Here is a 22,842-nt window from a genome sequence, read left to right as displayed (position 1 = left end):
GGCGACTCCGGTCAGCTCGCCCGGTAGTGCTCGAGCTGCGTGATGCCGTTGTAGCCGTAGCTCTCGGGATGGAGTTCGTGGAGCGCCACTCCAGCGACTGGTGGCAGCGCCCCCAAGGTCTCCTTCAACAGCTCGTAGGCGCCCCTGATGAATGCCTCCTTCTCTGCCGCGCTCGTCGTGCCTGCGGTGATGCTCGCCTCGACATGTGCGGCGGTCGCGCCGGTACCGGTCACCGGGGCGCCTGCGATGTACACCAGCGCGGCGGGGACGAGGCTGAGGTGCACGGTCGTGCGGGCGGCCGACTTGTTGAGGGCGCTGACGGCGAGTTCGGTGAGACCCTCGGCGATGCGTCGCGTGGTCTCGGCGGCAAGGTCTGGTTCGTTGATGGTCACGCGAATGAATGGCATGGCTGAACGCTCTCCCGCCAGGGAGAATGCGTCCAACAAGCATCGTCGATCCCCGATGAGAGGCCTTCATGACCGCACCTCCGCCGGCCCACGACACACTCCTGAACCTGGCGCAGTTGCGCGCCTTCGCGGCCGTGGTGGATGCCGGGGGTTTCGGTGCGGGCGCCGCGGAGCTCGGCCTGAGCCAGTCGGCCGTCTCCCACGCGGTGGCGTCCCTGGAACGCAGCCTGAACGCCCCTCTCCTCGTACGATCGACGCCCGTGCGCACGACCGCTCTCGGTGCGGAGGCGGTGCGGCATGCGCGGGCGGCGGTGGCCGCGGCGGCGGCAGTCCAGGACGCGGCGCAACGGCATGCCGCAGGGGTGGTCGGTACGGTCCGCCTGGCGTCCACGCCGTCCGTCTGCCGAGGCCTGCTTCCGCCTCTCCTGGAACGGTGGTCCGAGGTGCTGCCGGGCATCCGCGTACGTGTCCTCGAAGGCACGGAGACCGAGTCGGGGGCCTGGCTGGAGGACGGCACGGCGGACCTCGCGATCCTCGACGACGCATCGGATTCGGGCGTCCACCTGGCCACCGACCCGTATCGCGCGCTGCTGCGGCGAGACCATCCGCTGGCCCGAGAGGAGCGTGTGCACGTGGCGGACCTGGAGGACGACGCCCTGCTCATCTCGCTCACCGGTTGCGAAAGCCATGCACGGGCGATCCACGAGGCGGCAGGGATCCGGTTCACTCCCGCGCAGCGCGTACGCGAACTGGGCACGCTGATCGGGCTGGTGGAGGAGGGCGAGGGCATCTCCCTCGTCCCCGAGGTGGTCCGCCCTCTGCTCCCCGACACACTCACCCTGGTCCCGCTCGTCCCGCACCACACCCGCACCCTGACGCTCCGCGAACCGCCCGGCCGGGCTTCGAGTGAGGCCGCCAAGGCCCTCGTGGAGGCGGCCGCGTGAGTGCTCGCGCGGTCGTGGACTGGTTCATCTGCTGCTTCGCCATCACTGTCCCGTGCGTGGGGCTCGGGATGGCAATCGTCCGAGACTGGCGAGGTTTTCGCAGCCGCGTCTACCAATCCGGCACGGGGCCGCCTTCGGAGGCGGAGGAGCGACGTTACGGCGGACCAGTCCGACTGACTGGGTGGGTCTTCATCATCGTCGGCACGTATCCGCTCGTGGCCGAGACGGCACGGCTGACCGGCTGGACGTTCTTCGTGCGCGTGCTCATCCCGCACGTCGCGCGCTCGGTGCGGCTCTTGCCGTAGACGAACTGAGCGAACAGGACGGCAGCCAGACGTCGGCCCGGCCTTGCCCCAGCCGGCCGCCCCCTTCCCCGCCCTCCCCCCGTGATCTACGTTTGGCAGCGCCCTCGGAGTCGGCCCGGGTGGCTGCGTTGTTGTTGCCGCCTTGAGAGGTAGAGGTCGAGGATGCCGTTTCCCAGCAGCGTCAAGGGTCATCCGGTCGTCCGGCAGGCCGTGGAGCGGTTGGACGGGTTGGGGGATCGGCGGTTCGGGGAGATGTTGGTGCGGTGCCTGGACGACACGTTGGCGCGCACCATCCGGGAGATGCCCGATGGCACCGCGTTCGTCGTGACCGGGGACATTCCCGCGATGTGGTTGCGGGATTCGACGACGCAGATGATGCCGTACCTCGCGTTGTTGGACGGGGATCGGGCGTTGCAGGAGTTGCTGATCGCCGTCATGCGGAGGCAGTTTCGGCAGATCGCGCACAATCCGTACGCCAACGCCTTCAACGCCGAGGCGTCGGGGCGGGCCCACGATCCGGACGATCTGTGCGAGGACCCGTGGGTGTGGGAGGAGAAGTACGAGGTCGACTCGCTGGCGTTTCCGTTGCTGTTCGCGCGTCGGTTCTGGCGGGCGAGCGGGCGGACCGAGCATCTGGCGCAGGCCTTGGACGCGGCGCGGGCGGCGATGTCCGTGTGGCGTGTCGAGCAGGATCACGAGGGGGCGTCGGCGTACCGGTTCGTGCGGGGTGGGGTGCCGGAGACGGACACACTTGCCAATGACGGGCGTGGGACTCCTGTCGGCGTGACCGGGATGACGTGGAGTGCGTTCCGGCCGAGCGACGACTCGTGCACGTACGGGTACAACGTTCCCGCCAATCTGTGTGCCGCTGCCGCGCTCGACGGCGTCGCGGCCATGGCTCGGGAGGTGGGCGAGCTCGGGCTTGCCGAGGAGGCTGTGGCGCTCGCTGGGGAGTTGCGGGGCGGGGTGGAGAGGTGCGGCGTTGTCCGGCATCCGCGGCACGGGGATATGTACGCCTATGAAGTTGATGGGCTCGGGAGTGTGTTGTTGGCGGACGATGCCAATATGCCGAGTCTGTTGTCGCTGCCGTTGGTTGCCGGTGTCTCGGCGGAGGATCCGCGGTATCTGGCCACGCGTGCGTTCGTGCTGTCGGTCGACAATCCGACTTGGTATCGCGGGACGGCCGCCTCAGGTGTGGGCAGTCCGCACACGCCCGACGGGTACGTCTGGCCGATCGCCCTCGCCGTCGAGGGGCTGACCAGCACCGATCCGGAGCGGCGCCTGGAGTTGCTGCGGACGCTCGTCGACACCGACGCCGGTACCGGAGCGATGCACGAGTCGTTCCACAAGGACGATCCGGGCAGGTTCACGCGGGACTGGTTCTCGTGGGCCAACGCCATGTACGCGGAACTGGCCCTGGACGTCGCCGGGTTCGGCACCCGGGCCCTGTGGGACGTGACGGCAGGTGCGGCGGGTGCGGCGGTTCAGGAGAAGTCGTAGACCGCGAAGTCCGTGACGGGGCGGTAGCCGAGGCGCTGGTAGAGCGCGTTGCTGGTGGCGTTGGCCAGGTCGGTGAAGAGGAGGACCTGTTCGGCGCCCGCCGCCAGGGCGGCCCTCGACACCTCGGCCGTCGCCGCGCCCGCGTAACCACGGCCCCGGAACGGCTCCGGTATGTAGACGGGGGCGACCCTGACCTGCCCCGCGATCATCGGCGTGGTGCCCGCCATGGCGACCGGGGTGCCGTCCGGTGACTCCCAGAGCGTGACGCCGCCCTGGGCGATGCGGGTGTCCGCCCACGTGGTGCCGGGCGAGGTGGCGATTTCGCCGACCGCCGTCATGAACTCGTCGTGCCAGCGGGCGAGTTGTGCGCGGTCCTGCGGGCCCGCGATGCGACTCCGGCCCGCCGGGAGCGGGTCCGGTGGGGTGAGGTGCGCGAGACGGTACAGGCGTTCGCGCTCGTGCAGGCGCGCAGTCGCGCCCGTACGACGTGTCCAGGCGTCGGCGAAGGCGGTCGCGGTGTCGTGGTCTGCCCGGACGCCGGAGAGGCGGTGGCCGAGGCGGGCCAGGTGGGCGGCGAGGGTGTCGGCGTCCGCTGCGGTGAGCGGGGTGAGGAACGGGTGGCGTGGCGGCGTTCGGAAGAAGGCACCCCGTATCTCGCCCCCTCGGTCGAGGAAGCCGAACACGGGAGCCCGCGGCCCGTACGCGTCCGCCCCGCGCGTGCGCAGCCCCTCCGTCACCGTCAGCGGCACGGTGTGCAGGTCGGGGCGCGAGCGCAGGAAGTCTCCCGCGTGGTCGAGGAAGTCGTGGACGTCGTCCGTGATGTGCCAGCCGTCGGAGCGCATGGCTCATGATCCCGTACGCCACCGGCGCACGCCCGTGATTTTCGCGCGCACCCGGCCCCGCCGCATCGCGCCGATTCCTGTCACGGAGATCGAATGAAGTCGCCCGGAGCGGGCAGCCGACCTCACGGCCCTCGGACGGGAGGCCGGGGCACGGACTGGAATTGCAGGTCTCTCTCCTGTTCCCGAACTCTTCGGTAACGTGTTGTTCTACTTGTTCTACATGGCGCACGGGGAAGCGCACTGCGCAACAGAATCCGGTCGAGTGCCCGGTCACGTCAAGGGCGTCTCGCAGATGCGGTCGGGCAACGGGCCGCAAGGGAGTTGAGCTATGACCCGCAAGCAACCGCAGAGGGGACCGGGAGCGACGAGTACGCCGGAGGCGACGAGCACGGCCGGTTCGGAGAAGCCGGCCAAGGGACCAGCCAGTTCGGTGCAGTCCGTCGACCGGGCGGTGAGCGTCCTGGAGATCCTGGCGCGGCACGGCGAGGCCGGCGTCACCGAGATCGCCGACGACCTGGGGGTGCACAAGTCCACGGCCTTCCGGCTGCTCGGCGTCCTGGAGAACCGGGGCCTGGTCGGCCAGGCCAAGGACCGCGGCAAGTACTTCCTCGCGGCGGGCATGCTGCGCCTCGCGGGCGCCGCCGCGGTGCGCCTGGACATCTCGCAGGAGGGCGCGCCCGTCTGCCGCGATCTCGCGGACGAGCTGGGCGAGACCGTGAACATCGCCATCCTGGACGAGGACATGGCGGTCAACGTGATGCAGGCACGCGGCGCCGCCGCCGTGACGGCGCAGAACTGGCTGGGCAGGCGCACACCCCTGCACGCCACCTCCAGCGGAAAGGTGCTGTTCGCGCACCTCACACCGGTGGTCCGCGAGGGCCTGCTGGCCCGCACCCTCCCCCGGTTCACCGAGCACACCACCGTGCGTACGGCGGCGCTGCGCACCGAGCTGGAACAGGTGGTGGAGCGGGGGTACGCCATCGCCGTCGAGGAGTTGGAGCTGGGGCTCGCGGCGGTGTCGGCGCCGGTGCGCGCACACGACGGGAAGGTGATCGGCGCGATCAGTGTGTCGGGACCCGTCTTCCGGATGACGCCCGAACATCTGCCGGAGCTCGCCAAGTCCACCGTCGCCGCCGCCGTCGACCTATCGCGACGCATGGGGCACGGTTTCTGATCCCCGATGGGCCCACGAAAGGGTCCACCAACGGGCCCGTCGATCGGACGCGGAGTCGGAGAAGCCACCGGCTCCGCGTTCTCGTGTGTCGCGGAGGTTTCGAGCCCGTCGGCCGATTTGCAGATGCTTAACTCCCGCCCCTTGACGGCGTCTTGCTGTCCTTCCCAGTATGACTCCCGTCGTCTCTCATCGCGCATCGCATCCTGCGATACGCAACACGCGATGACGGGGCGCCCACTGCGCAGTCACCACAGAGGAGTTGGGCCGTGCCACATGAAGTCCGCGCCGTCGTCGCCCTGAAGAAGGGTGCCCCCGTCGAGGTGCAGACGATCGTCGTGCCCGATCCCGGACCTGGCGAAGTCCTGGTCACGGTGCAGGCGTGCGGGGTCTGCCACACGGACCTGCACTACCGGGAGGGAGCCGTGGGCGACGATTTCCCCTTCCTGCTCGGCCACGAGGCCGCGGGCACGGTGGAGGCCGTCGGGGACGGTGTCACCGACCTCGTGCCCGGCGACTACGTGATCCTCGCCTGGCGCGCCCCCTGCGGGACCTGCCGCTCGTGCCGCCGCGGCCGCCCCTGGTACTGCTTCGACTCGCGCAACGCGGCGCAGCCCATGACCCTGCTCGACGGCACCCCGCTGAGCCCGGCCCTCGGCATCGGCGCGTTCGCGGAGAAGACGCTGGTCGCGGCCGGTCAGGCGGTGAAGGTCGACCCGACGGCCCGCCCCGAGGCGGCCGGCCTGATCGGCTGCGGTGTGATGGCCGGCTACGGGGCGGTGGTGAACACCGGCAACGTACAGCGCGGTGACACCGTCGCCGTCATCGGCTGCGGCGGCGTCGGCAACGCGGCCATCGCGGGCGCCTGCCTGAACGGCGCGCGCAAGGTCATCGCCGTCGACATCGACGACAAGAAGCTCACGCAGGCCGAGCGGTTCGGCGCCACGCACACCGTCAACTCCCGCGGCATGGATCCGGTCGAGGCGGTGCGCGCCCTGACGGACGGCTTCGGCGTGGACATCGCGGTCGACGCGGTGGGGCAGCCGGAGACGTACAAGCAGGCCTTCTACATGCGGGACCACGCGGGCGTGCTGGTCCAGGTCGGGGTGCCGGACCCGGAGCTGAGCGTCGACATCCCGCTGATCGACCTGTTCTCGCGCGGCGGCGCCCTCAAGTCGTCCTGGTACGGGGACTGCCTGCCCAGCCGCGACTTCCCCGTCCTCATCGACCAGCACCTGTACGGCCTCCTCGATCTGAACGGCTTCGTCACCGAGACCATCGCCCTGGATCAGGTCGAGAAGGCCTTCGCCAAGATGCGCAGCGGCGACGTGCTGCGTTCGGTGGTCCTCCTGTGACCGCCGCGCCCTGAGCCGTTCCTCCCGCACACCTCCCGGTACATCCGTTCTCCCCCGCCACGTCCCAGGAGGGGCATGTCCGTCGTACCCGAGAACGTCCCGCAGGCCTTCCGCGCCCCGCCACGGGGCACGCGCCGAAGACCGTTCCGCACCGCCATCAACCACCACTGCCCGATCGAGCAACTGGGGGCCGAGAGTGCCTGATCTCTTCATCGGCGGCACATGGACGACACCGCGCGACGAGCGCACCCGCGAGATCCGCTGCCCCGCCGACGGATCGCTGGTCGCGGTCGTCGACGAGGCGGGCGGCAAGGACACCGTCGAGGCGATCGCCGCCGCACGGCACGCCTTCGACGAAGGGCCGTGGCCGCACACCACCGGCGCCGAGCGCGGCGATCTGCTGCTGCGGGTCGCCGACCTGCTCGCCCGCGACCGGGACGCGCTGGCCCGCGCGGAGTCCCTGGACACCGGCAAACGGCTGGTGGAGAGCGGCTACGACATCGACGACGTCATCGCCTGCTTCCGCTACTACGGGCGGCTCGCGGCCGTCGACGAGGGCCGCGTGGTGGAGAACGGGGTGCCGGGCTCGGAGAGCCGGGTGGTGCACGAGCCGGTCGGCGTGTGCGCGCTGATCACTCCGTGGAACTACCCGCTGCTGCAGACGAGTTGGAAGGTGGCACCGGCGCTCGCCGCCGGAAACACCTTCGTGCTCAAGCCGAGCGAGCTGACCCCGCACACCGCGCTGCACCTCGTCCGGCTGCTCGCCGAGGCGGGTGTCCCGGACGGTGTCGCCAATCTGGTCCTGGGCGCGGGCCCGGAGGCCGGGGCGCCGCTCGCCGACCACCCGGACGTGGACCTGGTGTCGTTCACCGGCGGGCTCGTGACCGGGCGGCGGCTGATGGCGGCCGCGGCCGGCACGGTGAAGAAGGTGGCGCTGGAACTCGGCGGCAAGAACCCCAACATCGTTTTCGCCGACGCGGACTTCGACGCCGCCGTCGACATGGCGCTCACCGCCGTGTTCGTGCACTCGGGCCAGGTGTGCTCGGCCGGCACCCGGCTGCTCGTGGAGGATTCGCTGCACGACCGGTTCGTCGACGAGGTGGTGCGGCGGGCCCGGGAGATCCGGCTCGGCGGCCCGTTCGACGAGCGGGCGCAGACCGGGCCGCTGGTCTCGGCGGCGCACCGCGAGAAGGTCGAGGCGTACGTCGCCCGTGGCATCGAGGAGGGGGCGGTGCTGCGCTGCGGCGGCGCGCGCCCGGAGGGCCCCGCGTACGACGACGGCTTCTACTACCTGCCGACCGTCCTCGACGAGTGTGCGAGCCGGATGTCGGTCGTCCAGGACGAGTCCTTCGGCCCGGTCCTGACCGTCGAGCGGTTCCGCGACGAGGAGCAGGCGGTGCGGCTCGCCAACGACTCGATCTACGGGCTCGCGGGCGCCGTGTGGACGAGCGACGCGGCGAAGGCGGAACGGGTCGCGGCCGGTCTGCGGCTCGGCACGGTGTGGATCAACGACTTCCACCCGTACGTCCCGCAAGCCGAGTGGGGCGGCTACAAGCAGTCCGGGTTCGGCCGCGAACTGGGGCCCGCGGGGCTCGCCGAGTACCGCGAGACGAAGCACATCTGGCGCACCGCGGCGCCCACCGTCCAGGGCTGGTTCGCATGACGCGGCCCGGACAGGAAGGCAGCGACGACGCCGGGCTCGCCGAGTTCGGCTACCGGCCCGAGCTCAAGCGCACCCTCGGCACCTTTCACACCTTCGCCGCGGGGATCAGCTACATCTCCATCCTGACCGGCACGTTCCAGCTGTTCTACTTCGGTTTCGCCCATGGTGGCCCGGCCTACTGGTGGTCCTGGCCGATGGTGTTCGCGGGCCAGTTCATGGTGGCGCTGTGCTTCGCCGAGCTGGCGGCCCGCTATCCGGTGGCGGGGTCGATCTACAACTGGGCGAAGAAGGTGGGCAACGGGCACGTCGGCTGGCTCGCCGGCTGGATGATGCTGGTCGCGTCCGTGGTGTCCATCGCGGCGGTGGCCCTCGCCTACCAGCTGACGCTGCCGCAGATCTCCTCGGTGTTCCAGTTCGTGGGCGACGGCACGGGGACGTACGACGTGGCGACGAACGCGGTCGTGCTGGCCGCGGTCCTCATCCTGTTCACGACACTGGTGAACGCGTTCGGCGTGAAGCTGATGGCGACCATCAACACCGTGGGGGTGTTCCTCGAACTGCTCGCGACCGTCGTCCTGATCGTGCTCTTCGCGGTGCACGTGGTGCGCGGCCCGCAGGTGGTGACGCACACCGCGCACAGCGGGAACGGCTCGTTCGGGTATCTGGGCACGTTCCTGGTGGCCTCGCTGGCGTCCGCGTACGTCATGTACGGCTTCGACACGGCGGCCTCGCTCGGCGAGGAGTCCCTCGACCCGTCCCGCAACGCGCCGCGTGCCATCATCCGGGCGATCCTGGCGTCGTTCGTGCTCGGCGGGCTCATCCTGCTGCTCGCGCTGATGAGTGTGTCGTCGCTGCGGGGCGACAAGCTCTCCACGGACGGGCTCCAGTTCGTCGTCCTCGACGTGCTCGGCCCGACGGCCGGGAAGGCCATGCTGTGGTGTGTGCTCATCGCCGTGACGGTGTGCGCGCTCGCGGTGCACACGGCGGCGATCCGGCTCGCGTTCGCGATGTCACGCGACAACAATCTGCCGGCCGCATCGCTGCTCGCCCGGGTGAGCCCGCGCTTCAAGACACCGGTGGCTCCGGCCGTGATCATCGGGGTGCTGGCCCTTGCGATCCTGCTGGTGAACATCCGCCAGCCGCAGATCTTCACCGTGGTCACCAGCATCGGCATCATCATGATCTACCTGGCGTATCTGCTGGTCACCGTGCCCATGCTGGTGGCACGACTGCGCGGCAGGTGGCAGCCGGCGGGAGAGGGGAAGTTCTCGCTGGGCCGTTGGGGTCTTCCGGTCAACATCATCGCCGTGCTGTGGGGCGCGGCGATGACCCTCAACCTCATCTGGCCGCGCGCGGCCGTCTACAACGCCGCGGCACCGCACCACTGGTACCTGCGCTGGGGCGCCGTCCTCTTCATCGGTGTCATCGCGGGCGGCGGTTTCGCCTACTACTGGTTCGTCCAGCGTCACCGCACCGGCGTCCTGTCCGAGCACGCCGCCGAACAGTCCGAGCAGTCCGAACGGTCCGAACCGTCCGCAACACCCCTGGAGGTCACCGCACATGAGCACTGACGTCTTCGATTACGTGGTGGTCGGCGGCGGCACCGCCGGCAATGTCGTCGCGGCCCGGCTCTCCGAGGACCCCTCGGTGTCGGTCTGCGTCCTGGAGGCCGGCCCGAGCGACGTGGGTGACCCGAACGTGCTCCAACTCGACCGGTGGATGGGCCTGTTGGAGTCGGGTTACGACTGGGACTACCCTGTCGAGCCGCAGTCGAGCGGCAACAGCTTCATGCGGCACGCCCGCGCGAAGGTGCTCGGCGGCTGCTCCTCCCACAACTCGTGCATCGCGTTCTGGGCCCCGGCCGAGGATCTGGACGACTGGGCGGCGGGCGGCTGCGCGGGCTGGAGCGCGGAGGAACTCTTCCCGCTGTACCGGAAGTTGGAGAACAACGACGCGCCCGGCGACCACCACGGCCGCAGCGGTCCGGTGAAGCTGCGCACGGTCAAGGGCGACGACCCGTGCGGCACGGCGCTCCTGGAGGCGTGCGCGCAGGCCGGCATCCCGACGACGCCGTTCAACACCGGCCGCACCGTGATCCGGGGCGCGAACTGGTTCCAGATCAACTCCGACGAGAACAACATCCGCCAGTCGTCGTCGGTCGCGTATCTGCACCCGATCCTCGGCAAGCGCCCCAACCTGACGGTACGGACCGGGGTGCGCGCCAAGAAGCTGCTGTTCGAGCAGAAGCGGTGTGTCGGCGCCGAGTACCTCGACCCCGACATGATCCACACCCGGGCCGTGCGCGCCCGCCGCGAGGTGGTCGTCTCCTGTGGCTCGATCGACACACCGAAGCTGCTGATGCTGTCGGGCATCGGTCCGGCCGCGCACCTGCGGGAGTTCGGGATCGACGTGCTGGTGGACGCGCCGGGCGTCGGCGAGAACCTCCAGGACCACCCGGAGGGCGTCATCATGTGGGAGGCGAAGCAGCCGATGCCCACCACGTCGAACCAGTGGTGGGAGGCGGGCATCTTCTACGACACCGAGCCCGGCCTCGACCGTCCCGACCTGATGTTCCACTACGGCTCGGTGCCGTTCGACATGAACACCGCCCGGCACGGCTACCCGACCACCGACAACGCCTTCTGTCTCACGCCCAACGTGACGCGCGCCAAATCGCGCGGCACGGTCCGCCTGCGCACCCGCGACTTCCGCGACAAGCCGCGCGTGGACCCGCGCTATTTCACCCACGAGCACGACGCGCGGGTGATGACGTACGGCCTGAAGCTGGCGCGGGAGATCGCGGCGCAGCCCGCACTGAGCGGCTGGAAGGGCGCGGAGCTCGCGCCGGGCCCCGACGTGCGCACGGACGACGAGCTCCTGGACTACATCCACAAGACGCACAACACCGTCTACCACCCGGCGTGCACGGTGAAGATGGGCGCGGACGACGACCGGTCGGCTCCGCTGGACGCCCGGCTGCGCGTCAAGGGCGTCGAGGGCCTGCGGGTCGCCGACGGCTCGGCGATGCCGGACCTCGTCACCGTCAATCCGTGCATCACGACGATGATGATCGGCGAGAAGTGCGCGGAGCTGCTGCGCTCCTAGTCGCCCATCTCCCGTGCCGTCTCGGCGAGGGCCCGCGCCAGTGGGGTCGCACGGTCCGTGCGCCAGATCAGGCCCCACTGGACGGGCGGGGCGTCGCGGAGGGGGAGGTAGACGATGTCCGGCTGGGCGTGGTAGCGCCGTCCCTCGTCGGGGACGGTGCACACCACCTCGCCGGACGCGACGAGGGCGAGTACCTCGTAGAACGTGGCGACGGCCGGTCCCCTGCGGACCGGCCGTCCCGCCGGTGTGCGGTCCGGCAGCACGGACCGCGGCCAGTAGTCGGGCACTGGTCCCGCCACGCTGGGGACCACGTGGTCGCCGAGCACTTCCAGGCTCACCGACTCCCGCCGGGCGAGCGGGTGGCTCGCGTTCACCATCAGATTCAGCGGTTCCTCGCGCAGCACGACACCGACGGTCAGGTCCGGTTCGCACACCGGGAGCCAGGTGACCGCCGCGTCGACCTCGCCCGCCCGCAGGGCGCTGAAGGGGTCGCTGAAGAAGACTTCCTTGAAGCGGAGTTCGACGCCGGGATGCCGGGTGCGGAAGAGGTCGAGGACCGCGCGCATCTCGTGCATCTGCGCGCCCATCATGCCCAGCGTCAGCGCGGCGGGCGGCCTGCGGGCGATGGCCGTGACCTCCGCCAGGGCCGTCTGGATGCTCTCGTAGGCCGGTTTGAGGCGCTGGTGCAGCTCCTCGCCGATGGGGGTCAGGGTGACCTGCCGGCTGGTGCGCTCGAAGAGCAGGGCGCCGATGCGGCGTTCCTGCTTCTTGATGGCCTGGCTGACGCGGGCCGGGGAGACGTTCAGCCGTTCGGCGCTGCGGCCGAAGTGGAGTTCCTCGGCGAGCGTCAGAAAGATCTCGATGTCACGCAGTTCCATCCCGCCCCCGTGGATGCTCCCCCGGCCCACCCCGATCATGAACCTGTGGGTTAACGACCCTAGCAAGATCGGCTGTTGCTCCCGGGGTTTCCGCTGCGCATGCTGGGTCCGAGCCGGGGGCGGCGCGTACCGCCCCGTACCAGACCACCCAGGAGAGATCCCCGCGTGACAGCCGACCGCAGCCCCACCGCAGCACGTACACCCGACCCCGCCACCCTGCACCCCGTGGCCGGGCACGACCGGGTCGCCTTCCTCAAGCCGCTGGTCATCGGGACCAACGTCGTGGCGGGCGACTTCACGTACTACGACGACCCCGACGGGGCGACCGACTTCGTCGAGCGCAATGTGCTGTACGCGTACGGTCCCGAGCGCCTGGTCATCGGCAAGTACTGCGCGATCGCCACGGGCACGAGGTTCCTGATGGCGGGCGCCGACCACCCGACGATGGGCGTGTCCACCTTCCCGTTCACCATGTTCGGCGGCGAGTGGACCGAGCGGACGCTCGACATCGTCACCGGCATGCCGAGCCGCGGCGACACGGTGGTGGGCAACGACGTGTGGTTCGGCTACGGCGCCACGGTCTTGCCGGGCGTACGGATCGGCGACGGCGCCGTGATCGCGGCAGGGGCCGTGGTCACCTCGGACGTACCGCCTTACACCATCGTGGGCGGGAACCCGGCCCGCACGATCAGGCAGCGCTTCGACGACAAGGGCGTCGAGCAGTTGCTGCGCGCGGCCTGGTGGGACTGGCCGGTCGACGTGGTGACCGCCAACGCGCGCGCCATCATGGCCGGTTCCCCGCAGGACATCGCGGACATCGCCGCGGCCGAGGGTCTGGAGCGGTCATGACGGGCACGCCGACGGTCGAGGAGTACGTGGTGTCGGACCGCGCGGGCGGCCCGTACGCGGTCGCCACGGGCCCGGACGGGGCGCTGTGGTTCACCCTGGTGCACAGGGGCGGGATCGGGCGGCTCGTGCCGGGCGAAGATCCGACGGTGCGTCAGCTGGACCCGGACTGCGGTCCTACGGTGATCTGCGTCGGCCCCGACGACGCCCTCTGGTTCACCGAGTACCAGGCGCACCGGATCGGGCGGATCGGCACGGACGGTGAGGTGCGCGCCTTCCCGCTGCCGACGCCGCAGTGCGGCCCGTTCGGCATCGCCGCGGGCCCCGACGGCGCGCTGTGGTTCACCGAGACCGCGTCCGACCGGATCGGCCGGATCACCACGGACGGTGCGGTCACCGAGTACCCGCTACCGACCACCGGCGCCTTCCCCTCGGCGCTCGCGGCGACCGAGGACGCCGTGTGGTTCACGATGAATCAGGCCAATGCCCTGGGCCGCGTCGACTTGAAGGGCGGCATCACGGTCCACGAGCTGCCGACCGCGGGGGCGGCTCCGGTGGGCATCGCCGCGGCCCGCGACGGCGGTGTCTGGTTCACCGAGATCGCCGCCGGTCAGATCGGCCGCATGACACCCGACGGGCGGATCGTCGAGCATCCGCTTCCCGACCGCTCGGCCCGGCCGCACGCCGTCACGACCGACGCGGACGGCAGGGCCTGGTTCACCGAGTGGGGCGCCAACCGGGTCGGCTCGATCACCGTCGACGGAGCCATCACGCTCCACGACCTGCCCACCCCGGCATCCGAGCCGCACGGCATCACCGTGGGCCCGGACGGCGCGCTGTGGACGGCGCTGGAGACGGGCGCGCTGGCCCGCATCGCCCCGTCCTGACCGCACCCACCCCAACTCCCCTCCCGGCACACACCGAACAGCAGAGGACAACACCATGAAGTACGCCCTCGTCATCTTCGAGACCGACGCCTCCCGCGCCCGGATCCGGGCCGACCGCGACGCCCACCGCAAGGCGTACGAGGGGTGGATCGGCGAACTGGCCGCCGCGGGCAAGCTGGTGGGCGGCGACGCCCTCGACACGGAGTCCCGGGGCGCGGTGTCCGTGCGGACCGCGGCGGACGGCTCCGTCTCGGTCGCGGAGGGGCCCGTGCACGGCGGCGAGGAGACGCTCGGCGGCTGGTTCCTGCTGGACGTGGCCGACCACGCGGAGGCCGTCGAGCTGGCGCGCCGCTTCCCCACCCCCGAAGCCCTCGAACTGCGGCCGGTGCTCGAATCGGCCTGACGGAATGGGGCACATCGGACCGGCGGGGCGCACGAATTGGCCAGAGGTTTACCGCTCCGCCACCACGCCCCCTTCCCAGTGGACCAGACCTCTTGGAACACTTTGGCGACTTCTGTTCGCTTCTCCCCCACGAGGCTTTGTATCCATGCCAGAACTGAATCGCCGGCGTTTCCTCCAGATCGCCGGCGCGGCCGCCGGCACCGCCACGGCCGCGACCGGCATCGCCGCCCTGACGGACTCCATCGACCGCGCCGCCGCGATCCCCGCGGCCCGCAGGTCGGGCACGCTGGAGGACGTCGAGCACGTCGTCGTGCTGATGCAGGAGAACCGGTCCTTCGACCACTACTTCGGCGCGCTGAAGGGCGTGCGCGGGTTCGGTGACCCGCGGCCCGTCACGCTGCCCAGCGGAAAGCCGGTCTGGCACCAGGCGGACGGCACCGGCAAGGAGACACTGCCGTACCACCCGGACGCCGAGAACCTCGGCATGCAGTTCATCGCCGGGCTCAACCACGACTGGGCCGGCGGCCACAAGGCCTTCAACGACGGCAAGTACGACGACTGGATCGCCGCCAAGACCACGGGCACCATGGCGTACCTGACCCGCGAGGACATCCCGTTCCACTACGCGCTCGCCGACCGGTTCACCGTGTGCGACGCGTACCACTGCTCGATCATCGGGGCCACCGACCCGAACCGCTACTACATGCTGTCCGGGCACGTCGGCAACGACGGCAAGGACGGCGGCCCGGTCCTCGGCAACGAGGAGGCGGGCTACGACTGGACCACGTACGCCGAGCGGCTCGAGGCGGCCGGGGTGTCCTGGAAGGTGTACCAGGACATCGGCGACGGCCTGGACGCGGACGGCGGCTGGGGCTGGATCGACGACGCCTACCGCGGCAACTACGGTGACAACTCGCTGCTGTACTTCAACCAGTACCGCAACGCCAAGCCCGGCGACCCGCTCTACGACAAGGCCCGCACCGGCACGAACGCCAAGGCTGGCGACGGCTTCTTCGACATCCTGCGGGCCGACGTCAAGGCGGACAAGCTGCCCCAGGTGTCGTACGTCGCGGCGCCCGAGGCCTTCTCCGAGCACCCCAACTTCCCGACGAACTACGGCGCCTGGTACATCTCCCAGGTCCTCGACGCGCTGACCTCGAACCCGGCGGTCTGGGCGAAGACGGCGCTGTTCATCACGTACGACGAGAACGACGGCTACTTCGACCACGTGGTGCCGCCGTACCCGCCCCGCTCCGCCGACGACGGCCGCTCCACCGTGGACACCACGCTCGACGTCTTCGACGGCAACGCGAAGTACGCGGCGGGCGTCTACGGCCTCGGCCAGCGCGTCCCGATGCTCGTGGTGTCACCATGGTCGACGGGCGGCTATGTGTGCTCCGAGACCTTCGACCACACCTCGATCATCCGGTTCATGGAGCGCCGCTTCGGGGTGAAGGAGCCGCACATCTCGCCCTGGCGGCGCGCCATCTGCGGCGACCTCACCTCGGCGTTCGACTTCTCCCTCAAGGACACGGACCCGGCCGAGCTCCCCGACACCGACGCGTACGAGCCGCCGGACCACGAGCGCCACGACAGCTACGTGCCCAAGCCGCCGGCCCAGGGCACGCTGCCGCGGCAGGAGAAGGGCAGCCGCCCCGCGCGCCCGCTGCGCTACGCCCCCGCGGTGGACGGCGCCGCGGACCCGGCCAACGGCCGCTACCAGCTCACCTTCACCGGCGGCCCCGACGCCGGCGCCCACTTCTACGTGACGGCCCCGGTGCGCACCGACGGCCCCTGGACGTACACCACGGAGGCCGGCAAGGAGATCGCCGACACCTGGAACACCGAGTATTCCAAGGGGACGTACGACCTGACGGTCCACGGTCCGAACGGATTCCTGCGCGCCTTCCGCGGCCCCGGCACGGCCAAGGCCCCCGAGGTCACCGCCCGCCACGCCGCCGACACCGGCGGCCTGAACCTGACGATGACCAACCCGACGGACACGGCCGTCCACCTCACGGTCACCAACGCCTACGGCTCCGCGAGCGAGACGTTCGCCGTCAAGCCCGGAGCGACGGTGCGGCACACCGTCGACCTGCGGGCGAGCAAGCGCTGGTACGACGTGTCGGTGACATCGGACGCGGACACGTCCTATCTGCGCCGCTTCGCGGGCCACGTCGAGAACGGGCAGGTGGGGGTGAGCGACCCGGCGATCCTGACCTGACGGGGACCGGCGCTCACGGCGGGGAACCCTCCCGCCGGGCGCCGGGTCGGCCGACGTCGAGCAGGCCCGTGACGATGTCGCGGGCCACGTCGGCAGGATCGCGCCCGTGGGCACGGGCGTGCCCGCGCAACCGGGCCAACGCCTCGTCGACCGAGAGGCCGTGCCGCCCCGCGACGACGCCCTTCGCCTGCTCGACGACGATCCTGTCGCCCAGCTCCCTGTTCCTGAGGGCGACGAGGGCCCTGCTCTCCCGCAACTCCCGCTGCAGGGACAACGCGTGCGCCGTCACCTGGCACAGCGCACGGCCCCAGGCCCCGACCGGGCCGCTCAGCGCCTCGTCCGACGCGTCGAACAACACCAGCGCGCCGACCGGGCGGCCGCGCTCGACCAGCGGCAGCGCCCTGACCCTGCCGAAGCCGAGGTGTGCCGCCCGCGGCGCCCAGCGCGGCCAGCGCCGCCGCGCGGACGGCGCGCGCAGATCGACGTCCGCGAGTTCGCGCCCCGACGTCGCCGCGTCGTCCCCCGGCCCCTCGCCCCACGCCAGGGCCTGCTCCGCCAGCGCCCGCAGCGCGGCACTCGTGCCCTCGGCCCGGCCCGTCGCCCGGCCGTGGGGCGTGTAGCGCACGAGCGCGCCGCGCGCCCCGCAGGCCCTGCGGCCGCCGTGCGCGCACGCGCCCAGCACGTCCCGCGCCTCGCCCGGCTCCCTGTTCGCCGACGCCATCACCTCGGCCAGGATCGCCGCGCGCGCCCAGGCTGTCGCTTCCATGTCCGGCCTCGCCCCCATACGTCCCCGGCTGGAACGCTCCAGATTGTGTCCCGCGCCCAGCACACCGCAAGCACGCGGGCGAAGGACCGGGGCCCGTAAGCGAAATGGTCGCCCGCACCGGCCACGCCCCACGGCCGGGCAGGCATCCGGCACACTGGAGGCCCACCTGTGCGGCAGGCCCGGCGCGACGAGGCGCCGGGGCCGGCCCCGGCCCGAAGGAGCCCCCGCGTGAAGCGCCCCACCGCCCGCGACGTCGCCCAGCTCGCCGGCGTCTCGCGTGCAGCCGTGTCGTTCGTCTTCAGCGGGCGCGCCGAGGGGAACCTGTCGGCCCGGACGCAGCGGCGCATCAAGGAGGCGGCGGACACTCTCGGCTACCGGCCCGACGAGGTGGCCCGCTCGCTGCGCGCACGCCGCACCGGAGTGATCGGGATGCTCAGCGACTCGATCGCGACGAGCCCGTTCGCCGGCCGCATGGTCCTCGGCGCGATGGAGGCCGCCCGGGCCCGCGGACACCAGGTCCTGCTCATGGAGTCGGGAAGCGACGGCGCGGCGGAGGCGGAGGCGATCGCCGAGCTGCGGGCGCGCCGCGTCGACGGGATCGTCTGCGCGGCGATGGATCTGAGCACGAAGGACATTCCCGAGGCGCTGGACCCGGCGCGCACCGTGCTCGCCAACTGCCTTCCGGGCAAGGAGGGTTCGTACGCGGCCGTGGTCACGGACGAGCGGGCCGGCGGGCGCAGCGCCGTGGAGGCGCTGCTCGCGGCGGGGCACCGGGACATCGCCCTGGTGGGCGGGCCGAAGGGGAACATCGCGGCGGACGACCGCGCGCTCGGCTTCACGGACGGGATGCGCGCGGCGGGCGTCAAGGTGCTCGCGCGGCGTCGGCTGCGGGTCGGCTGGCAGATCGACGAGGGGTACGCGGCCGCGCTGCGGCTCCTCGACACGGCGACGCCGCCGACGGGCGTGGTGTGTGCCAACGACCGTGTCGCGACGGGGGTGCTGCTGGCCGCCGCCCGGCTGGGCATCCCGGTGCCGGAGCGGCTTTCGGTGGTGGGCTACGACGACCAGGACCAGATGGCGGCGCATCTGGTCCCGGCCCTCACGACGGTGGCGCTGCCGCATCACGCGATGGGCGCGCGGGCCGTGGACACGCTGCTCGACGCCGTGGAGTCCGGCGAGCCGGTGGCGGCAGGGCGTGTGCAGCGCCTGGAGTGCCCGGTCGTCACGCGCGCTTCGGTGGCGGCCCCCGCCGAGGCGTGAGCACCCGGGGCGCCCGGGTCAGGGGTGCTCCCACGCCGCCACGTCGATCTCCGCGCGGCCCTGTGTCACCTCCGCCCGCCAGGTGCCGTGCGGCGCCGGGTACACCTTCTCCGTGAGGGCGACGCGTTCGTCCCACACCGCCTCGACGAGTGGCCCGTCGACCAGGACGCGCAGCCGTCCGCCTGCGCCGGTCGGCCCGGCGGCGGTGACGGTGTCGGGGCGGGGCCTGGGGCGGGTGCCGGAGGCGGGTGTGCCGCTGCGGTCCAGGGTGAGGGTGCCCCGGGTGGGATTGACGCGGAGGACGAGGCCGGTGCCGAGGCGCAGGGTCAGCTCGGTGTCCGGTTCCTGGGCGCGGACGTCGGCCTGGATCTCGTAGGCGGGAGGCAGGGGTGTGCCGGGGCGGAGTTCCGTGCCGCGCAGCGCGGTCAGTTCGCGGGCGAAGGTGTGGCGTGGGGTGCCGTCGGGGTGCCGCCCGATCTCGCGCGGGTGGGTGAGGCAGCCCGCCCAGCCCGCCGCGACGGACTCCGCCTCGGTGCGGGACTCCCAGCTCCAGCCCCACACCAGGGTGCGGTCGGCCTCGACGAGCGCGGTGGGGGCGTAGAAGTCCCTTCCGTGGTCGAGGAGTCCGCCGCTCTCGGCCACGAAGCGCAGGCCGTCGCCGTGCGGGCGGAGTGTGCCGGTGAGCTGGGTGGCGGTGTGGGTGACACCGTCGGCCCACAGGGACAGGACGAGCATCCAGCGCCCCTCCCCCACGGGGAACACGGCGGGGCACTCCCAGGCCGTGGCCGGCATGGCGTGCCGGGCGACGGCGGGTTCGGCGGCGTCGAGGAGTGAACCGGCGTACTCCCAGGGCGAGTCGAGGGTGTCGCCGGTGATGCGGTAGAGGAGGACGTCGGGCCGGGGTGTGCCGCCCCGGTGGCCCGCGCCCAGCAGCGCCCAGCGGCGCCCCTCGAAGGCGAAGACGTACGGGTCGCGGAACGCGAGCAGCTCGAGCCCCGGCGGCGGTCCTGCGACCACCGGTTCGGGCAGCGCGTCGAAGCGGGTGAGCCCGGGGTCGGCGGCGCGGGCCAGCATGACGCTGCCGATGCCGTCGTCGCGGTCCATGCCGGTGTAGACGGCGGTGGGCACGCCGTTGTCGACGAGCGCGCAGCCGGACCAGGCGCCGAGCCGGTCGGGGCGCTCGGGGCCGGGGGCGAGGGCGATGCCGTGGTCGCTCCAGCGGACGAGGTCGGGGCTCGAGGCGTGCCCCCAGTGGATGTCGCCCCACACGGCGGCGTGCGGATTGTGCTGGAAGAACAGGTGGTAGCGGCCGTCGTGGTACAGCGGGCCGTTGGGGTCGTTGCACCAGTTGCCCGCTGCGGGGCGGACGTGGTGGCGCGGCGCCGAGCGGTCGGCGGCCGGGGCCCCCTGGGGCTGCGGGGCGAGGTGCGTGACGTGCGGCATGCGGCGTGACTCCTCGACGAGGTGACTGGGTTCAGGGGGCTGACGCGGGCCTGAGGCCGCTCGCGTATGCCCTGCACAGCGCAACCTAACACGTGATAGCTTCGCTGCTCCTCCGCCTGCCGCACCCCGTCGGAACCGGCGGGGACACGGCCCGTCCGGACACCCGGACGACCTCAACACCCGGAATGGAGAAGGCTCTTGATCGTCGTCACCGGTGAGGCCCTCGTCGACCTCGTCCCCCGACAGGGCCCCGATGCTCCGCTCGCCGACCTCTCCCCCAAGCGCGGCGGCGGGCCCTACAACACGGCGGTGGCGCTCGGGCGGCTCGGCGAGCGCACCGCGTTCCTGTCCCGCGTCTCGCGCGACGCCTTCGGCGAGCGGCTCCTGGACGGGCTGCGGACCGCGGGGGTCGACGTGTCGCACGTCCAGCGCGGCGACGAGCCCACGAGCCTCGCCGTCGCCTCGGTCGGCGCCGACGGCTCGGCCGGATACTCCTTCTACGTCGAGGGGACCGCCGACCGCCTGTTCCGCGCGCCCGACCACCTTCCGGACGGCACACGGGCGGTGTCGTTCGGCACCTGCTCGCTGGTCCTCGAACCGGGCGCGAGTGCGTACGAGGAGGTGCTGCGCCGGGCCCACGCACAAGGGCTGTGCACCGCACTCGACCCGAACATCCGGCCCGGCCTGATCCCGGACCCCGACGCCTACCGGGCGCGTTTCCACTCCTGGCTGGCGAGCACCACGCTGGTCAAGCTGTCCGACGACGACAGCCGGTGGCTCGGCGGCGATCCCGCCTCCTGGCTCGCGCGGGGCCCCTCGGCCGTCGTCGTCACCCGCGGCGCGGCGGGCCTCACGGCCTTCACGCACGCGGGCGAGGTGACGGTGCCGGGCGTGCCCGTGCCCGTGGCGGACACCATCGGGGCCGGCGACACCGTCAACGCCGCGCTGCTGCACCGCCTTTCGACCCACGACGCGCTGGACGGGCGGGCGATGACCGCGCTGACCGCGGCGCAGTGGCGCGACGTGCTCGCGTTCGCGGCGCGGGCCGCCGCGGTGACGGTGTCCCGGGCGGGCGCCGAGCCTCCCTACGCCGACGAGCTCGGCTGAGCCGCGCGGGCGCCCGCCGTGCACGGGCGCCGGTCAGCCGAGCCCCAACTCCCGTATCTCCAGGCCCCCGAGGACGGCGGGTCCGCCGGAGGAGTACAGCGCGACGCGGTTGTCGCCCGGCAGGCCGAACGCCTGGTGGGTGTGGACGTACCGGCCGTCGCCGACGAACACCTCCACCGTCGTCCGGTCCACCAGGATGCGCAGGGAGACCTTCCCCGCCCCCGCGTCGACCGGCGTGTGCGTCTCACGGGTGCCGCCCGGGTACAGGGTGCCGCCGCGGTTCACGTAGGCGTAGCCACCCTTGACGTACACACCGACGTCCACGTGGCGGGTGCCGCCGGGGGCCTTGCGGAGCTGGAGGCCGACGTTCTCCGTCTCGCCTGGGGTCCAGCGCAGTTCACCGCGGATCTCGTAGGCGGTGCCGGTGAAGTCGAGGGGCGTGGTGCCGTCGACGCGCACGTCGCCGAGTTTCGTGGTGCGGGTGACGTACGCGTCCAGGGCCGGTGTCGGGCGTGAGGCGAGGAAGTAGGTTCCGTCGCCCGCGCGTTGGAGGGTGATCTCGCGGGTGACGGAGTCGGTGCCGTTGAAGCCGTCGGCGGGGAGCGTGGGCGTGTTGTGCGGGTACTCCCAGTTGTTCGTCCAGGCGAAGGCGTAGCGGGCGGTGGGGTCCACCGTGCCGTCGGCCGCCCTCTTCTCGCAGGTGACGGCCGCGTACCAGTCGGGTCCGTGGTCGAGCCACTGCGGCGCGTCCGCGTCGGCGGTGAAGGTGTCGCCGTCGAAGTCGCCGGTCCAGTAGGCGTAGGTGGCGGGCAGTCCGCGTGCCGTGCCGTTGGCGCTGGCGGCGAGCACCCAGTGGAGGGTGCCGTCGGCGGCCTCGATGCGGAAGAGGTCGGGGCATTCGAGGGTGCCGTAGCCGTCGCGGACGAAGCCGCTGCGGTAGGTCCAGGTCTTGAGGTCGTCGGAGGTGTAGAGCCCGATCTTGTCGCGTTCGGCGAGCGCGAGCACCCAGCGGTCGCGGTCGGTGTCGCGGACGATCTTGGGGTCGCGGAAGTCCTTGACGCCCGGGTTGGGCAGGACCGGTTGGGTGCCGTGGGGGCGGAAGGTGCGGCCGGAGTCGGTGGAGTACCACAGGTACTGCGCCTGGGAGTCGGCGGCGGCGTCCGGCTCCATCGTCACGAGGGCGACCACGGCGCCCGCGCCGAAGCCCGCCGTGTTCCGCTCGTCGACGACGGCGCTGCCCGACCACGCGTCGCCGGCCGGAGTGGTGTCCTTGGGCAGTGCGACCCCGCGGTCCGTGTAGCGCACCAGGTCGGGCGAGGTGGCCAGCCGCCAGGCGGTGCCCTCGGCGCCGGTGATGTAGTCGGCGTTGTAGAGCGAGTAGTACGCGTAGGAGCCGTCGATCCACAGGGGGCGCTGCGGATCGTTCTTCCAGTTGTCGGGGATCGTGTAGTGGTACGCGGCGCGGTAACTGCCCAGCGCCGCCTCGGACTTGGGTCTCGCGGCGGCGGGCGCGGACAGGGCGAGGCTGCCGCCGAAGGCCGTGGCTCCGAGGAGTGCGGCGCGGCGGGTGACGGGGCGGGACTTCATCGTGCTGCGGCCTTTCGGTCGGTGGGGGCCGTGCCGTGGTTTCCGGCCCTTTCGGCAAGCCCACACCTAACTCGTGCTAGGTCAAGTCCCGCAAGGGGTGTGGCGCCACCGAAAAAACCTTGACCCAGCCCCTTGACGCGACCCCGCCG

Annotated in this window: 21 protein-coding genes; 15 read left to right on the top strand and 6 right to left on the bottom strand. The window is 71.8% G+C overall.

Annotated features, from left to right (window positions below):
• Nucleotides 1–11: 11 nt before the first annotated feature.
• Entirely contained in the window at nt 12–407 is a 396-nt protein-coding gene (locus tag ACTWJ8_RS35095; protein ID WP_443261546.1) for a tautomerase family protein, read from the bottom strand.
• Between the two features lie 68 nt (nt 408–475).
• Here ACTWJ8_RS35095 and ACTWJ8_RS35090 point away from each other — a divergent pair, with 68 nt between their 5' ends.
• The 3 genes from ACTWJ8_RS35090 to ACTWJ8_RS35080 all read left to right on the top strand — a co-directional run bounded on the left by ACTWJ8_RS35090 (nt 476) and on the right by ACTWJ8_RS35080 (nt 3,156).
• Nucleotides 476–1,351, top strand: a complete 876-nt coding sequence (locus tag ACTWJ8_RS35090; protein ID WP_443261545.1) for a LysR family transcriptional regulator — start codon at nt 476–478, stop codon at nt 1,349–1,351.
• The gene (locus ACTWJ8_RS35085; RefSeq protein ID WP_443261544.1) at nt 1,348–1,656 is read left to right on the top strand and encodes a hypothetical protein; all 309 of its coding nucleotides are present in this window, start codon (nt 1,348–1,350) and stop codon (nt 1,654–1,656) included. The genes ACTWJ8_RS35090 and ACTWJ8_RS35085 overlap by 4 nt, the downstream gene beginning before the upstream one ends.
• 162 nt (nt 1,657–1,818) lie before the next feature.
• Nucleotides 1,819–3,156: a glycoside hydrolase family 125 protein gene (locus ACTWJ8_RS35080; RefSeq protein WP_443261543.1), complete on the top strand. Its 1,338-nt coding sequence runs from the start codon at nt 1,819–1,821 to the stop codon at nt 3,154–3,156.
• Here the strand turns inward: ACTWJ8_RS35080 and ACTWJ8_RS35075 are convergent.
• A complete protein-coding gene (locus ACTWJ8_RS35075) occupies nt 3,141–3,998 on the bottom strand; it encodes a GNAT family N-acetyltransferase (protein WP_443261542.1) in 858 nt (285 codons plus the stop codon). The two genes, ACTWJ8_RS35080 and ACTWJ8_RS35075, sit on opposite strands and share 16 nt — an antisense overlap.
• A gap of 430 nt (nt 3,999–4,428) precedes the next feature.
• Here ACTWJ8_RS35075 and ACTWJ8_RS35070 point away from each other — a divergent pair, with 430 nt between their 5' ends.
• From ACTWJ8_RS35070 to ACTWJ8_RS35045, 6 genes are all read left to right on the top strand, one after another.
• A complete protein-coding gene (locus ACTWJ8_RS35070; RefSeq protein ID WP_356373855.1) occupies nt 4,429–5,172 on the top strand; it encodes an IclR family transcriptional regulator in 744 nt (247 codons plus the stop codon).
• 266 nt (nt 5,173–5,438) lie between these two features.
• Nucleotides 5,439–6,524, top strand: a complete 1,086-nt coding sequence (locus ACTWJ8_RS35065) for an S-(hydroxymethyl)mycothiol dehydrogenase (RefSeq protein ID WP_356373246.1) — start codon at nt 5,439–5,441, stop codon at nt 6,522–6,524.
• A 75-nt stretch (nt 6,525–6,599) separates the two neighbouring features.
• On the top strand, nt 6,600–6,728 hold the full coding sequence (locus ACTWJ8_RS35060) for a hypothetical protein (protein ID WP_443261541.1): 129 nt from the start codon (nt 6,600–6,602) through the stop codon (nt 6,726–6,728).
• On the top strand, nt 6,721–8,187 hold the full coding sequence (locus ACTWJ8_RS35055; RefSeq protein ID WP_443261540.1) for an aldehyde dehydrogenase family protein: 1,467 nt from the start codon (nt 6,721–6,723) through the stop codon (nt 8,185–8,187). The genes ACTWJ8_RS35060 and ACTWJ8_RS35055 overlap by 8 nt, the downstream gene beginning before the upstream one ends.
• Nucleotides 8,184–9,758, top strand: coding sequence for an APC family permease (locus ACTWJ8_RS35050; protein WP_443261539.1), 1,575 nt, complete (start codon nt 8,184–8,186; stop codon nt 9,756–9,758). Before ACTWJ8_RS35055 ends, ACTWJ8_RS35050 begins: the two co-directional genes overlap by 4 nt.
• Nucleotides 9,748–11,292, top strand: a complete 1,545-nt coding sequence (locus tag ACTWJ8_RS35045; protein WP_443261538.1) for a GMC family oxidoreductase — start codon at nt 9,748–9,750, stop codon at nt 11,290–11,292. The genes ACTWJ8_RS35050 and ACTWJ8_RS35045 overlap by 11 nt, the downstream gene beginning before the upstream one ends.
• Here ACTWJ8_RS35045 and ACTWJ8_RS35040 read toward each other — a convergent pair.
• A complete protein-coding gene (locus tag ACTWJ8_RS35040) occupies nt 11,289–12,170 on the bottom strand; it encodes a LysR family transcriptional regulator (protein ID WP_443261537.1) in 882 nt (293 codons plus the stop codon). The two genes, ACTWJ8_RS35045 and ACTWJ8_RS35040, sit on opposite strands and share 4 nt — an antisense overlap.
• 165 nt (nt 12,171–12,335) lie before the next feature.
• On the opposite strand from ACTWJ8_RS35040, the gene ACTWJ8_RS35035 reads away from it, so the two are divergent.
• The 4 genes from ACTWJ8_RS35035 to ACTWJ8_RS35020 all read left to right on the top strand — a co-directional run bounded on the left by ACTWJ8_RS35035 (nt 12,336) and on the right by ACTWJ8_RS35020 (nt 16,530).
• On the top strand, nt 12,336–13,019 hold the full coding sequence (locus tag ACTWJ8_RS35035) for a CatB-related O-acetyltransferase (RefSeq protein WP_443261536.1): 684 nt from the start codon (nt 12,336–12,338) through the stop codon (nt 13,017–13,019).
• The gene (locus tag ACTWJ8_RS35030) at nt 13,016–13,903 is read left to right on the top strand and encodes a Vgb family protein (RefSeq protein WP_443261535.1); all 888 of its coding nucleotides are present in this window, start codon (nt 13,016–13,018) and stop codon (nt 13,901–13,903) included. Before ACTWJ8_RS35035 ends, ACTWJ8_RS35030 begins: the two co-directional genes overlap by 4 nt.
• A gap of 55 nt (nt 13,904–13,958) precedes the next feature.
• Nucleotides 13,959–14,306, top strand: coding sequence for a YciI family protein (locus ACTWJ8_RS35025; protein ID WP_443261534.1), 348 nt, complete (start codon nt 13,959–13,961; stop codon nt 14,304–14,306).
• A 145-nt stretch (nt 14,307–14,451) separates the two neighbouring features.
• Nucleotides 14,452–16,530, top strand: coding sequence for a phosphocholine-specific phospholipase C (locus ACTWJ8_RS35020; RefSeq protein WP_443261533.1), 2,079 nt, complete (start codon nt 14,452–14,454; stop codon nt 16,528–16,530).
• 13 nt (nt 16,531–16,543) lie between these two features.
• Here ACTWJ8_RS35020 and ACTWJ8_RS35015 read toward each other — a convergent pair whose 3' ends face one another.
• Nucleotides 16,544–17,296 carry an ANTAR domain-containing protein gene (locus tag ACTWJ8_RS35015; RefSeq protein WP_443261532.1) on the bottom strand — a complete coding sequence of 251 codons (753 nt, stop codon included), beginning with the start codon at nt 17,294–17,296 and terminating at the stop codon, nt 16,544–16,546.
• A gap of 228 nt (nt 17,297–17,524) precedes the next feature.
• On the opposite strand from ACTWJ8_RS35015, the gene ACTWJ8_RS35010 reads away from it, so the two are divergent.
• Entirely contained in the window at nt 17,525–18,556 is a 1,032-nt protein-coding gene (locus ACTWJ8_RS35010) for a LacI family DNA-binding transcriptional regulator (protein WP_443261531.1), read from the top strand.
• A gap of 18 nt (nt 18,557–18,574) precedes the next feature.
• Here the strand turns inward: ACTWJ8_RS35010 and ACTWJ8_RS35005 are convergent, their stop codons facing one another.
• A complete protein-coding gene (locus tag ACTWJ8_RS35005; RefSeq protein ID WP_443261530.1) occupies nt 18,575–19,999 on the bottom strand; it encodes a glycoside hydrolase family 32 protein in 1,425 nt (474 codons plus the stop codon).
• 198 nt (nt 20,000–20,197) lie between these two features.
• On the opposite strand from ACTWJ8_RS35005, the gene ACTWJ8_RS35000 reads away from it, so the two are divergent.
• Nucleotides 20,198–21,106: a carbohydrate kinase family protein gene (locus ACTWJ8_RS35000; RefSeq protein ID WP_443261529.1), complete on the top strand. Its 909-nt coding sequence runs from the start codon at nt 20,198–20,200 to the stop codon at nt 21,104–21,106.
• A 33-nt stretch (nt 21,107–21,139) separates the two neighbouring features.
• Here ACTWJ8_RS35000 and ACTWJ8_RS34995 read toward each other — a convergent pair whose 3' ends face one another.
• Nucleotides 21,140–22,693, bottom strand: a complete 1,554-nt coding sequence (locus ACTWJ8_RS34995) for a glycoside hydrolase family 32 protein (RefSeq protein WP_443261528.1) — start codon at nt 22,691–22,693, stop codon at nt 21,140–21,142.
• Nucleotides 22,694–22,842 lie beyond the last annotated feature (149 nt).

Source organism: Streptomyces sp. SDT5-1 (assembly GCF_052245995.1).
Lineage (GTDB): Bacteria > Actinomycetota > Actinomycetes > Streptomycetales > Streptomycetaceae > Streptomyces.
The sequence above is the reverse complement of the archived record's forward strand: the minus strand, read 5'-3'. Positions and strand labels throughout refer to the sequence as shown.

Coding starts and splice junctions, on each gene's coding strand:
- ACTWJ8_RS35095 (WP_443261546.1), bottom strand. CDS start 407: ATGCCATTCATTCGCGTGACCATCAACGAACCAGACCTTGCCGCCGAG.
- ACTWJ8_RS35090 (WP_443261545.1), top strand. CDS start 476: ATGACCGCACCTCCGCCGGCCCACGACACACTCCTGAACCTGGCGCAG.
- ACTWJ8_RS35080 (WP_443261543.1), top strand. CDS start 1,819: ATGCCGTTTCCCAGCAGCGTCAAGGGTCATCCGGTCGTCCGGCAGGCC.
- ACTWJ8_RS35075 (WP_443261542.1), bottom strand. CDS start 3,998: ATGCGCTCCGACGGCTGGCACATCACGGACGACGTCCACGACTTCCTC.
- ACTWJ8_RS35060 (WP_443261541.1), top strand. CDS start 6,600: ATGTCCGTCGTACCCGAGAACGTCCCGCAGGCCTTCCGCGCCCCGCCA.
- ACTWJ8_RS35050 (WP_443261539.1), top strand. CDS start 8,184: ATGACGCGGCCCGGACAGGAAGGCAGCGACGACGCCGGGCTCGCCGAG.
- ACTWJ8_RS35045 (WP_443261538.1), top strand. CDS start 9,748: ATGAGCACTGACGTCTTCGATTACGTGGTGGTCGGCGGCGGCACCGCC.
- ACTWJ8_RS35040 (WP_443261537.1), bottom strand. CDS start 12,170: ATGGAACTGCGTGACATCGAGATCTTTCTGACGCTCGCCGAGGAACTC.
- ACTWJ8_RS35030 (WP_443261535.1), top strand. CDS start 13,016: ATGACGGGCACGCCGACGGTCGAGGAGTACGTGGTGTCGGACCGCGCG.
- ACTWJ8_RS35025 (WP_443261534.1), top strand. CDS start 13,959: ATGAAGTACGCCCTCGTCATCTTCGAGACCGACGCCTCCCGCGCCCGG.
- ACTWJ8_RS35020 (WP_443261533.1), top strand. CDS start 14,452: ATGCCAGAACTGAATCGCCGGCGTTTCCTCCAGATCGCCGGCGCGGCC.
- ACTWJ8_RS35015 (WP_443261532.1), bottom strand. CDS start 17,296: ATGGAAGCGACAGCCTGGGCGCGCGCGGCGATCCTGGCCGAGGTGATG.
- ACTWJ8_RS35005 (WP_443261530.1), bottom strand. CDS start 19,999: ATGCCGCACGTCACGCACCTCGCCCCGCAGCCCCAGGGGGCCCCGGCC.
- ACTWJ8_RS34995 (WP_443261528.1), bottom strand. CDS start 22,693: ATGAAGTCCCGCCCCGTCACCCGCCGCGCCGCACTCCTCGGAGCCACG.